Raw genomic sequence first — 12130 nt, forward strand, 5'->3', positions numbered from 1 at the left:
CCACATAAGCCAATAAGAGAACCCTGCGTGGACGTGGACGTTGACGTATACCGGTCGCTATTTTGCTGTAACGTCGGTATCGCCCTCTGATGACTCAGAGGGCGTAACGCTTAAAGCTCGCTTTTCTTGTGGAACCCGTCTTTGATGACCGTCTCGGTAATATTGTCTTTGTTCACGTCAATAGGCGTAAGCAGTCGGGAAGGGACATCTTTCAAGCCATTATTCAGCGTGGTATCTGCTTTGGGTTGCTGATCATTACCCAATTCGACGGCGATCTCTGCGGCGGTGTTGGCGAGCAGGGTGATCGGCTTATACACTGTCATCGTTTGCGTTCCCGCCACAATGCGTTTGATACCGGCGAGGTCTGCATCCTGCCCGGAAATGGCGACTTTTCCTGATAAACCTTGCGCACTTAGCGCCTGAACCGCGCCGCCCGCCGTTGCGTCATTTGAGGCGACGACAGCATCAATTTTGTTGTTGTTGGCGGTCAACGCATTTTCCATAATCTTCAACGCATTTTCCGGTAACCAGCCATCAACCCATTGATCGCCGACGACCTTAATTTTGCCTTCGTCAATATACGGTTTTAATACTTTCATTTGCCCGGCGCGGAACAGTTTCGCATTATTATCGACGGGTGATCCTCCCATCAGAAAATAATTACCCTGGGGTACAATATCGACCAGTGATTGAGCCTGTAATTCACCCACTTTTTCATTATCAAAAGAGATATAAAAATCGATATCGGCATCATTGATCATGCGGTCATAAGCCAGGACTTTGATCCCTTCTTGCTTCGCCTCTTTGATGACGTTGCTTAAGACTTGTCCGTTGTAAGGAATTATCACGAGGACGTCTACGCCACGGTTGATCATGTTTTCAATCTGCGACATTTGGGTTTCTTCATTACCATTTGCAGATTGTACAAATACTTTTGCGCCGAGCGACTCCGCTTTGTTGACGAAAATATCGCGATCTTTCTGCCAGCGCTCCAGGCGGAGATCATCAATCGCCATACCGATTTTAACTTCTTTAGCATGGCCTGCGACGCTAGTGAGTAAAAGGGATGTGCAGACAGTCAGTAAAATATTTTTTATCTTCATCTTCATAATCGTGATGCCTTTTGTAGGGGAGGAACAGCAGTAAAAGTAACAATCACAGCGTAAGACGTAGCAGATTTTTAACAGTTAATGCACGGAAGGCAATTATAGATTTTTATCTTCCTGTTACGATTTTTGGTTTATTTCGTAATTTATGACCGGGATCTTATTTTAAATGAATTGCCGCTTAACTTGCATTTGAGTTTGATATGTAACGTTTTTTTAATTGTCTGAGTTTTATTTTGCGAAGTGGCGCACACTTGTGAATTATCTCAATGGCAGTGTGAAATAACATAATTGAGCAATGGTCAGGGAGTGCCCAATATTACGACATTATCAATCACCCGCCGCATTACCTGATTATGGAGTTCATTATGCAAGCCTATTTTGACCAGCTTGATCGTGTTCGTTATGAAGGCACTAAATCGACTAATCCATTAGCATTTCGTCACTATAATCCGGACGAAATCGTGTTGGGCAAACGCATGGAAGATCATTTGCGTTTTGCGGCGTGCTACTGGCATACCTTCTGTTGGAATGGCGCCGATATGTTTGGCGTTGGGTCGTTTAATCGTCCATGGCAGCAGCCAGGCGACGCGATTGAGCTTGCGAAGCGCAAGGCTGATGTCGCATTTGAATTCTTCCACAAACTGAATGTGCCGTATTACTGTTTCCATGATGTGGATGTCTCACCTGAAGGCGCTTCGTTACAAGAGTACAAAAATAACTTTGCGCAAATGGTTGATGTTCTGGCGCAAAAGCAAGACCAGAGCGGCGTGAAGCTGTTGTGGGGGACGGCGAACTGCTTTACCAATCCTCGCTACGGCGCGGGCGCAGCCACTAACCCCGACCCGGAAGTCTTTAGCTGGGCGGCCACCCAGGTGGTGACGGCAATGGATGCCACCCATAAATTGGGTGGGGAAAACTATGTACTGTGGGGCGGTCGTGAAGGTTACGAAACCCTGCTGAATACCGACCTGCGGCAGGAACGCGAGCAGATTGGTCGCTTTATGCAGATGGTGGTTGAGCATAAACACAAAATTGGCTTCCAGGGCACGTTGCTGATCGAACCCAAACCGCAGGAACCCACCAAGCACCAGTACGACTATGATGTGGCTACCGTCTACGGCTTCCTCAAACAGTTCGGTCTGGAAAAAGAGATCAAAGTTAACATTGAGGCGAACCATGCCACGCTGGCGGGACACTCATTCCATCATGAAATTGCCTCTGCTATCGCGCTGGGTATTTTTGGTTCCGTTGATGCCAACCGTGGTGATGCACAGCTGGGTTGGGATACCGATCAGTTCCCGATCAGCGTGGAAGAAAATGCGCTGGTGATGTATGAGATCCTGAAAGCGGGCGGTTTTACCACCGGCGGCCTGAATTTTGACGCCAAAGTGCGTCGTCAGAGCACCGATAAATACGATTTGTTCTACGGCCACATTGGCGCAATGGACACCATGGCGCTGTCGCTGAAAGTGGCGGCGCGTATGCTTGAAGACGGTGAACTGGATAAACGCGTTGCGAAACGCTATGCCGGATGGAATGGCGAATTGGGTCAGCAAATCCTGAAAGGTCAGTTATCACTCAGTGAACTGTCGCAGTATGCTGAACAACGTAATCTGGCGCCGGTTCATCAGAGCGGCCATCAGGAACTGCTGGAAAATCTGGTGAATCATTACCTGTTCGACAAGTAACCGGCTTCATTAGCTGCCCGTAAGCCCGGTAAGCGAATACGCCACCGGGCATTTCTTTTTAAGGAATCATCGCTATGTATATCGGGATTGATCTGGGTACCTCCGGCGTGAAGGCCATTCTGTTGAATGAGCAAGGAGAGGTGATTGCCTCGCAGACACAGACGCTTACCGTCTCCCGGCCTCATCCATTATGGTCGGAGCAGGATCCTGAACAGTGGTGGCAGGCGACCGATCGTGCGGTAAAAGCATTGGGCCAGCAGCACCCATTGAGCGGCGTGAAAGCCGTGGGTATTGCGGGACAGATGCATGGCGCCACGTTACTTGATAAACAACAGAAAGTATTACACCCGGCGATTCTGTGGAATGACGGTCGCTGCGGCGAAGAGTGCGTATTACTTGAAAAACAGGTGCCTGCATCGCGCGCCATTACCGGCAACCTGATGATGCCAGGCTTTACCGCGCCTAAAGTATTGTGGGTTCAGCGCCACGAGCCGGAGATTTTTCGTCAGGTCGCCAACGTGTTGCTGCCGAAAGATTATCTGCGTTTGCGAATGACCGGTGAGTTTGCCAGCGATATGTCTGATGCTGCGGGTACGATGTGGCTGGATGTGGCGAAGCGTGACTGGAGTGACGTCATGCTTGAAGCGTGTGGGCTGACCCGTGAGCATATGCCCGCTTTATACGAAGGGAGCGATATTACCGGCACGCTGTTGCCAGAGGTGGCGCAGTCATGGGGGATGTCTGCGGTGCCCGTTGTGGCAGGCGGAGGCGATAACGCAGCCGGTGCTGTTGGCGTCGGGATGATGAATGCCGATCAGGCGATGCTCTCCCTGGGCACATCCGGCGTGTATTTTGCGGTGAGCGACGGTTTCCTCAGCAGACCCGAAAGCGCAGTGCACAGTTTTTGCCACGCGCTGCCTGGACGCTGGCATTTAATGTCCGTCATGCTGAGCGCCGCCTCTTGCCTGGACTGGGCGGCAAAATTAACCGGGATGGCCGATGTTCCTGCGCTGATCGCCGCCGCGCAGCAGGCGGACGACAACGTCGAGCCCGTCTGGTTCCTGCCCTATCTTTCCGGTGAGCGTACGCCACACAACAACCCGCAGGCTAAGGGCGTGTTCTTTGGTCTGACGCATCAGCATGGCCCGGCAGAGTTGGCGCGGGCTGTGCTGGAGGGGGTCGGTTACGCGCTGGCTGATGGCATGGATGCGGTACATGCGTGTGGCGTACAACCCAGCAGCATTACGTTGATTGGCGGCGGTGCCCGCAGTGAATACTGGCGGCAGATGCTCTCTGATATCAGTGGATTGCAATTGGATTATCGCACCGGTGGCGATGTGGGGCCGGCATTAGGGGCGGCGCGTCTGGCACAAATTGCAGTGAATCCCGAAAAACCGTTATCCGATTTGCTGCCGCAACTCCGGCTGGAACAGGCGCATTATCCGGATGCGCAGCGCCATGCGCGCTATCAACAGCAGCGTGACACTTTCCGCCGTCTCTATCAGCAACTCGTGCCGCTGATGTCTTAATCCGCAATTCCTTCCGGTTCGCGCTGGAAGGAATTCCTGATGCCTATTAATTCATCAAACATACATGGAAATTGATATGTATGTTTTCTGATTTTTACGGTATGGCCACGCCTTCGTCTTTCTCATCTCTATTTATTGCCTTAATGTGAATCACCAAAGCATAAGGAGAGTGATATGGACGATAACGTCGTGCGCAGGAAGCGGACAATTGGGTTGATACTGCTGGTCAGTGGGGCGCTGGTCTATCTGACAGGGCTATGGCCTGTCTGCCAAACGTTGTGCCAAAAAGGCTATTTTTTGGGTGTCATCGTCATGATGGGCTTTCCTGTGCTGATTCATTATGAACAGACTGGCAGCGAACGTCTGATCGCTCACTGTAAGCGTTTGTTATTGTTTGGTTCGGGAATGCTGTTCGTTGGGCTATGGAATATTGAGTTGTCACCGGTGATGAAAGTGATCTGTCTGTTAGCGGTGGGGGTGTGTCTGTATGGCACGGACATGTACGCGTCATATTGTGAAAGTGAATGATGGCCGAAGCCATCATGTGTCAGCTTAGCTGACCAGTCTGCGCGTATCCACTCGCTGCAATAGCACGGAAAGCAGCAAGCTCCCCGCCAGCGTGATACTGAAAATCCAGACGATATCCAGCGGCGGCCAGTGTTTAATTTCAATCCCATTGGTACGCAACGCATGGATAATGAGCGCGTGGAATCCATAAATACCGAGTGAGTGGCGCGAAATCAGCCCTAGCAACGGAACAGTTTGTTTATTCAGCGTATTCTTGACCAGCGTCAGTAGCGATATCGCGAAAATAAACACCGCAGGTCCGCAATAGACATACCAGGTATCGGCAAAGTTTCCCCGCCAGCGAAGTTCATACAACGTGCCGCGAGAAATCACCACCACAGCGGTAATGCAAAGCAGCGCGCTTATCCCGGTGAGCGCTCTTTTTTGCGTATCCATCATGCCAATGGCCCGACCGAGCATGCCGTACAGGATGTAATAGAAGGTGTCGCCATTGATATATAAATTAATCGGTAGCCACTCAAATCCACCTATTTTCTGCGTCACGGTATTGGGGTTCGCGATGATGCCAATCATTACCATCAGTACCAGCAACATTTTTCCACTGACATTTTTTACCTGTATTAGCGGCGATACCAGGTAGATGACGGCGATCGCGAAGAAAAACCATAAATGGTAGAACACCGGCTTTTGCAGCAGATTTTTTAACGAGAGTTCTGCGTTGATAGAGGTAAACAGCGCGATATACGCCAGCGCCACGCCGCTATAGAACAACAGGCAGAGCGCAATACGTAAAAAATGACGTGGCTGGGCGCTACGTTCCCCAAAAAAGAGAAAGCCTGAAATCATAAAGAAAAGCGGAACGCTCACGCGTGAGGCTGAGTTCAGGACATTCGCAAGATCCCAGTTCATCGGGCTGACGCTTTGCGCATTAGTGACGTACCAGGTGGTGGTATGAATCATAACCACCATTAAACACGCTATCCCGCGCAGATTATCAATCCAATATATTTTGGGCTGCATCAGTGCCTCTGTTTTCGTTCTAAAAATAGTCTGACTGGTGATTTGCCGGTGTATCTCACTGGAATAATCTGAGTTTATACGCTAAAGCTTGTGATGCGCTGGCGAGATTCGCAAAATGTGCGGGCTACGCGAACGTTAATAATAATAAGACAGACCGGCATATAAGGCGGTAATAAAAATGATGATGAAGTCTCTCTTCCCGGCCATGTTGACTCTGGTGCTGGCGGGATGTGCTGGCGAGCAACCGCCGGTGCAAAAAGCGCAGAAGCTCAAAGTAAGCCCCTCGAGAACGCTGGATATGGAAGCGTTGTGCAAAGGTCAGGCGGCAAAGCGCTACAACACAGGCCCGCAAAAAATTGATGTTACCGGCTTTGAACAGTTTCAGGGCAGTTATGAAATGCGTGGCTATACCTTCCGCAAAGAGGGTTTTGTCTGTTCTTTTGACGCGGACGGGCAGTTTTTACACCTTTCCATGCGTTAAGCCCTGCCTTTTTCCCGTTTCGTACTGTATATCTTGCAGTCAGCGGGTATACTGATCCCTTCCTTTAAATCCACACGTATCCAGCACGAAATAATATGCAAAAGTTTGATACCAGGACCTTCCAGGGCTTGATCCTGACCTTACAGGATTACTGGGCTCGCCAGGGCTGCACCATTGTTCAACCATTGGACATGGAAGTCGGCGCGGGGACTTCTCACCCAATGACTTGCCTGCGTGCGCTGGGGCCAGAGCCGATGGCGACTGCCTACGTGCAGCCTTCCCGTCGTCCGACCGATGGCCGCTACGGCGAAAACCCGAACCGTTTACAGCACTACTATCAGTTCCAGGTGGTCATCAAGCCATCTCCGGACAACATTCAGGAGCTGTACCTCGGTTCCCTGAAAGAGCTGGGAATGGACCCGACCATCCACGACATCCGTTTCGTGGAAGATAACTGGGAAAACCCGACGCTGGGTGCCTGGGGTCTGGGCTGGGAAGTGTGGCTGAACGGGATGGAAGTGACTCAGTTCACTTACTTCCAGCAGGTGGGCGGTCTGGAGTGTAAACCGGTTACCGGCGAAATCACCTACGGTCTGGAACGTCTGGCGATGTACATTCAGGGCGTAGACAGCGTTTACGACCTGGTCTGGAGCGACGGCCCGCTGGGTAAAACCACCTACGGCGACGTGTTCCATCAGAACGAAGTGGAGCAATCCACCTATAACTTCGAATACGCGGACGTGGACTTCCTGTTCTCCTGCTTCGAGCAGTATGAGAAAGAAGCTCAACAGCTGCTGGCGCTGGAAAACCCACTGCCGCTGCCAGCCTACGAGCGTATTCTGAAAGCCGCTCACAGCTTCAACCTGCTGGATGCGCGTAAAGCCATCTCCGTCACCGAGCGTCAGCGCTATATTCTGCGCATTCGCACCCTGACCAAAGCAGTGGCAGAAGCTTATTATGCTTCCCGTGAGGCCCTTGGCTTCCCGATGTGCAACAAAGACAAGTAAGAGGCGGCCATGTCTGAGAAAACTTTTCTGGTGGAAATCGGCACTGAAGAGCTGCCACCAAAAGCCCTGCGCAGCCTGGCGGAGTCCTTTGCTGCGAACTTTACCGCGGAGCTGGATAACGCCGGCCTCGCACACGGCAACGTTGAGTGGTTTGCTGCTCCGCGTCGTCTGGCGCTGAAAGTCGCGAATCTGGCTGAATCACAGGCAGACCGCGAAGTTGAAAAACGCGGCCCGGCGATTGCCCAGGCGTTCGACGCCGAAGGCAAACCGAGCAAAGCGGCAGAAGGCTGGGCACGTGGCTGCGGGATCACCGTTGACCAGGCCGAGCGTCTGACCACCGACAAAGGTGAATGGCTGCTGTATCGCGCCCACGTGAAGGGCGAAAGCACCGAAGCGCTGGTACCGAACATGGTGGCAACTTCGCTGGCGAAACTGCCGATCCCTAAACTGATGCGCTGGGGAGCAAGCGACGTCCACTTCGTGCGTCCGGTACATACCGTGACTCTGCTGCTGGGCGATAACGTCATTCCGGCAACCATTCTGGGCATTCAGTCCGATCGCGTGATTCGCGGCCACCGCTTTATGGGCGAGCCGGAATTCACCATCGACAACGCCGATCAGTATCCTGAAATTCTGCGTGAGCGCGGCAAAGTCATCGCGGATTACGAAGAACGTAAGGCGAAAATTAAAGCGGACGCGGAAGAAGCAGCACGTAAGATTGGCGGTAACGCTGACCTGAGCGAAAGCCTGCTGGAAGAAGTGACCTCGCTGGTGGAATGGCCAGTGGTGCTGACGGCGAAATTCGAAGAAAAATTCCTCGCGGTGCCGTCTGAAGCTCTGGTGCACACTATGAAAGGTGACCAGAAGTACTTCCCGGTTTACGCGAACGACGGCAAACTGCTGCCGAACTTTATCTTCGTCTCCAACATCGAGTCTAAAGATCCGATTCAGATCATTTCCGGTAACGAGAAAGTGGTGCGTCCGCGTCTGGCGGATGCCGAATTCTTCTTCAACACCGACCGTAAAAAACGTCTGGAAGATCATCTGCCGCGTCTGCAAACCGTGCTGTTCCAACAGCAACTGGGTACGCTGCGTGACAAGACTGACCGTATTCAGGCGCTGGCAGGCTGGATTGCCGGACAGATTGGCGCTGACGTAAACCACGCGACCCGCGCGGGCCTGCTGTCTAAGTGCGACCTGATGACCAACATGGTCTTCGAGTTCACCGACACCCAGGGCGTGATGGGCATGCACTACGCGCGTCACGACGGCGAAGCGGAAGATGTGGCCGTGGCGCTGAACGAGCAGTATCAGCCGCGTTTCGCGGGTGATGACCTGCCGTCAAACCCGGTGGCGTGTGCCGTGGCGATTGCCGACAAGATGGACACCCTGGCGGGCATCTTCGGTATCGGTCAGCATCCGAAAGGCGACAAAGACCCGTTTGCGTTGCGTCGTGCTGCGCTCGGCGTGCTGCGTATCATCGTTGAGAAGAACCTGAATCTCGATCTGCAGACTTTGACCGAAGAAGCGGTGCGTCTGTACGGCGACAAGCTGACGAACGCCAACGTGGTGGATGACGTTATCGACTTTATGCTGGGCCGTTTCCGCGCCTGGTATCAGGACGAAGGCTACACCGTCGACACCATTCAGGCTGTGCTGGCGCGTCGTCCGACCCGTCCGGCAGATTTTGATGCGCGTATGAAGGCGGTTTCGCACTTCCGTACTCTGGACGCTGCGTTAGCGTTGGCTGCCGCGAACAAGCGTGTTTCTAACATTCTGGCGAAATCTGACGAAACGCTGAACGGGCGTGTGAACGCCGCGACGCTGAAAGAGCCGGAAGAGATCGCGCTGGCCATGCAGGTTGTGGTGCTGCGTGACAAGCTGGAGCCGTTCTTCGCTGAAGGCCGCTATCAGGAAGCGCTGGTTGAACTGGCTGAACTGCGTGAGCCAGTGGATGCCTTCTTCGAGAAAGTGATGGTGAACGTCGAGGATAAAGACCTGCGTATTAACCGTCTCTCTATGCTCGAAAAACTGCGTGAACTGTTCCTGCGCGTCGCGGATATTTCGCTGCTGCAGTAAGCATTCGCTCTGATGCAAAAAAACCTGCCATTTGGCAGGTTTTTTTATGCCTGAAAGTTAGCGCAGGTGCAACGAAGTCAGGCAGGTTTGGCTGTCATCCGTTGTCTTAATAGGATGAACCGCTTTCTTGCCGTTGTAGCTCACTTCAATGGAACCTTCCATATTGCGTGGCAGCCACACGCCGACAAAACCATTCTGATAGCTTTTCATCTCTTTTTGGACGACAACATCACCCTTGTTATCCGTCACTTTCACATTGAATGTCGTGTTCGGCATCTCTCCCCGACAGCCGGAAAGGCTGTGGTTAAAGCAGGGATGAGTTTGCTGTTCATAAGGCGCAAAGGAGAGATAGAACTTATCACCCAGCGGCAACGCCCAGGTCTGGTCCCCGTCCGATAACTTCAGCTCGGTACTGGTTATGGATGCAGAGTAAGGCAGAGGGCGGTTTTGCGGAGACTGATCAATGGTTTCGACGATCTGTTCAACGGATTTACCGGCAAGCCCATGCTCTGCAAGGAATGTGGATTCTGGCGTCGCGGCGAATGCGGCGCTGCTGGTGAGTAATCCCAGGCATAACAAGAGTGAGGATTTCGGCATAGCTTCAATTCCATGTGAAAAACAGGGATTTCACTATAATGCTTGCCCTAAGGGGAGGGTCAAAGGTTACGCAGGTAAAGTAATGCAAAGACGGGTGAGAGAAGGACTGTGGGATTCAGATAAAAAAATCCCCGCCATCTGGCAGGGATCTTGAATTCTGAGCTTTTTAAGCTTACAGGCTGGTTACGTTGCCAGCTGCCGGGCCTTTAGCGCCGCTTTCGATGGTGAAGGAAACTTTCTGACCTTCATCCAGAGATTTGTAACCTTCGTTCTGGATAGCAGAGAAGTGTACGAACACGTCTTTAGAGCCATCGTCAGGAGTGATGAAGCCGAAGCCTTTATCAGCGTTGAACCATTTTACGATACCAGTCATTTTACCGGACATAGTGTATTACCTTTTAAAAAATAAGTTTGCCTTTCGGCGATATGGCGTGCTTTACAGATTTTTTAAGCGTTAAGGAAATGCGCACTACGAGGGGTATCAACGATAACTCTTGAAGGGGACTTGCCTTACTAAACTGCTTTAATGGTCTGTACGTCAAACCGTTGAGTGCATTAACTCATGTAATGCGTATTGATGCAACTTTTATTTTCTCTTTTTGGAAACTAAGCGGGAAAACGGTCCCGATGCAGGACCGTTAAGTGAGGGAGTTTGCAGGTCGCTCACTCCATCAATTGCTTACTTAATCTCGGGTTCGCCTGGATGAGACGCATCAGTTTTAACTCGGTGGCAGAAGGCTTTACGCGTTTTGACTCCCACTCTTGCACCGTAGCAACTGTCACGCCCAACGCTCTGGCGAACTCATCTGTTTGCAACCCGGTTCCTCTTCGCAGTTGTTCAAATTCGGTGAAGGGATTGGGCTTATGTGTCAGGGTAATCTTTTGATATTCATCTTTAAAAACAATCTGTTCCAGACTGCTCAGCAGCTCAAGCATGGGTTCTTTGTATTCCATTGATAACTCCTATAAATCACACAGCGGGATCGTGAATTTCATCGAAGCCCATTAAGAATAGTCGGGATAACTAGAGCGGGGAGAAAGATGCAGGATGTTTTCCCGAAATGGATTCGTTTCAGCAAAAGTCCGGCGCGGATCAGCCATTTTCTAATGGCCTGATATCGGTTGAGATATACGAAGGATCAGGAGGATTTGTAAAGATTACGAAATTCTTACTATATCGCGACGGTGGGGTGGGGAGCAGGTTCCCGACGGCACAGGATCCGGCTTTCAGCGTCTCGTTGTAGTGAAGCCTTCACTTGTGTAATTTTCCGCTACAAGATTACGTGGAAAGGGTATCTTGCAAGCCTGACCTGGACTATCCTTGTCAGCGTCAGGCACGCGGGTGTCGTTGTGCGCATTTATGGGTGAAAGGAGTATTAAAATGGCGACAGGTAAGTCCTGCTCTCGCTGGTTTGCGCCTGTTGTGGCGTTATTGATGGTAGTTAGCCTGAGCGGGTGTTTTGATAAAGAAGGCGATCAGCGCAAAGCGTTTATCGATTTCCTGCAGAATACTGCAATGCGTAGCGGGGAACGTTTGCCGACGCTGACCGCCGATCAGAAAAAACAGTTTGGTCCCTTTGTTTCTGATTACGCCATTCTGTATGGCTTTTCGCAGCAGGTAAATCAGGCGATGGACTCGGGTCTGCGTCCGGTTGTTGATAGCGTCAATGCAATCCGCGTACCTCAGGATTACTTAACCCAACGTGAACCGCTGCGTCAGGCAAATGGTTCATTAGGTGTTCTTGCCCAGCAGTTGCAGAATGCAAAATTGCAGGCAGATGCTGCGCATGGCGCGCTGAAGCAGGCTGACGATCTGAAACCTGTTTTTGATAAGGTTTACAGCAAAGTCGTTTCCGCACCGGCAGATGCGTTACAGCCGCTGATCCCAGCCGCGCAAATTTTTACGCAGCAGCTGGTACAGGTCGGCGATTTTGTGGCGCAGCAAGAAGCGCAGGTGAGCTTTGTGGCGAACGGCATTCAGTTCCCTACATCTCAACAAGCCAGCCAGTACAATACGCTGATTGGCCCGCTGGCATCCCAGCATCAGGCATTTACTCAGGCCTGGACGGCTGCGGTGAACGCGACCGAATAA

At 51.6% G+C, this 12130-nt stretch carries 12 protein-coding genes; 7 read left to right on the top strand and 5 right to left on the bottom strand.

From position 1 onward, the window contains the following. Positions 1–110 precede the first annotated feature (110 nt). Positions 111–1103, bottom strand: coding sequence for a D-xylose ABC transporter substrate-binding protein (gene xylF, locus P2W74_RS00690; protein WP_276295276.1), 993 nt, complete (start codon positions 1101–1103; stop codon positions 111–113). A gap of 371 nt (positions 1104–1474) precedes the next feature. Here xylF and xylA point away from each other — a divergent pair, with 371 nt between their 5' ends. From xylA to P2W74_RS00705, 3 genes are all read left to right on the top strand, one after another. Next, positions 1475–2797 carry a xylose isomerase gene (xylA, locus tag P2W74_RS00695; protein WP_276293513.1) on the top strand — a complete coding sequence of 441 codons (1323 nt, stop codon included), beginning with the start codon at positions 1475–1477 and terminating at the stop codon, positions 2795–2797. Positions 2798–2871: 74 nt separating this feature from the next. Further along, positions 2872–4326: a xylulokinase gene (gene xylB / locus P2W74_RS00700; RefSeq protein ID WP_276293514.1), complete on the top strand. Its 1455-nt coding sequence runs from the start codon at positions 2872–2874 to the stop codon at positions 4324–4326. A gap of 174 nt (positions 4327–4500) precedes the next feature. Further along, a complete protein-coding gene (locus P2W74_RS00705; protein ID WP_276293515.1) occupies positions 4501–4854 on the top strand; it encodes a YiaA/YiaB family inner membrane protein in 354 nt (117 codons plus the stop codon). A 24-nt stretch (positions 4855–4878) separates the two neighbouring features. Here the strand turns inward: P2W74_RS00705 and P2W74_RS00710 are convergent, their stop codons facing one another. Further along, positions 4879–5874 (bottom strand): acyltransferase, encoded by a 996-nt coding sequence (locus P2W74_RS00710; protein WP_276293516.1) that lies wholly within the window; start codon positions 5872–5874, stop codon positions 4879–4881. Positions 5875–6052: 178 nt separating this feature from the next. Here P2W74_RS00710 and P2W74_RS00715 point away from each other — a divergent pair, with 178 nt between their 5' ends. The 3 genes from P2W74_RS00715 (at position 6053) to glyS (ending at position 9441) form a co-directional block, all read left to right on the top strand. Continuing rightward, positions 6053–6355 (top strand): YsaB family lipoprotein, encoded by a 303-nt coding sequence (locus P2W74_RS00715; RefSeq protein ID WP_203359619.1) that lies wholly within the window; start codon positions 6053–6055, stop codon positions 6353–6355. Positions 6356–6450: 95 nt separating this feature from the next. Continuing rightward, entirely contained in the window at positions 6451–7362 is a 912-nt protein-coding gene (gene glyQ / locus P2W74_RS00720; protein WP_006817708.1) for a glycine--tRNA ligase subunit alpha, read from the top strand. A gap of 9 nt (positions 7363–7371) precedes the next feature. After that, positions 7372–9441 (top strand): glycine--tRNA ligase subunit beta, encoded by a 2070-nt coding sequence (gene glyS, locus P2W74_RS00725; protein ID WP_276293517.1) that lies wholly within the window; start codon positions 7372–7374, stop codon positions 9439–9441. 57 nt (positions 9442–9498) lie between these two features. Here the strand turns inward: glyS and cueP are convergent, their stop codons facing one another. The 3 genes from cueP to P2W74_RS00740 all read right to left on the bottom strand — a co-directional run bounded on the left by cueP (position 9499) and on the right by P2W74_RS00740 (position 10992). Next, complete coding sequence (gene cueP / locus P2W74_RS00730; protein ID WP_276293518.1) at positions 9499–10038, bottom strand: copper-binding periplasmic metallochaperone CueP; 540 nt, start codon at positions 10036–10038, stop codon at positions 9499–9501. Positions 10039–10210: 172 nt separating this feature from the next. Continuing rightward, a complete protein-coding gene (gene cspE / locus P2W74_RS00735; protein WP_004126446.1) occupies positions 10211–10423 on the bottom strand; it encodes a transcription antiterminator/RNA stability regulator CspE in 213 nt (70 codons plus the stop codon). 278 nt (positions 10424–10701) lie between these two features. After that, positions 10702–10992: an HTH-type transcriptional regulator gene (locus P2W74_RS00740; RefSeq protein ID WP_276293519.1), complete on the bottom strand. Its 291-nt coding sequence runs from the start codon at positions 10990–10992 to the stop codon at positions 10702–10704. 427 nt (positions 10993–11419) lie between these two features. On the opposite strand from P2W74_RS00740, the gene P2W74_RS00745 reads away from it, so the two are divergent. Next, positions 11420–12130, top strand: coding sequence for a DUF3053 domain-containing protein (locus tag P2W74_RS00745; RefSeq protein ID WP_276293520.1), 711 nt, complete (start codon positions 11420–11422; stop codon positions 12128–12130).

This window comes from Citrobacter enshiensis (genome assembly GCF_029338175.1).
GTDB lineage: Bacteria > Pseudomonadota > Gammaproteobacteria > Enterobacterales > Enterobacteriaceae > Citrobacter_D > Citrobacter_D enshiensis.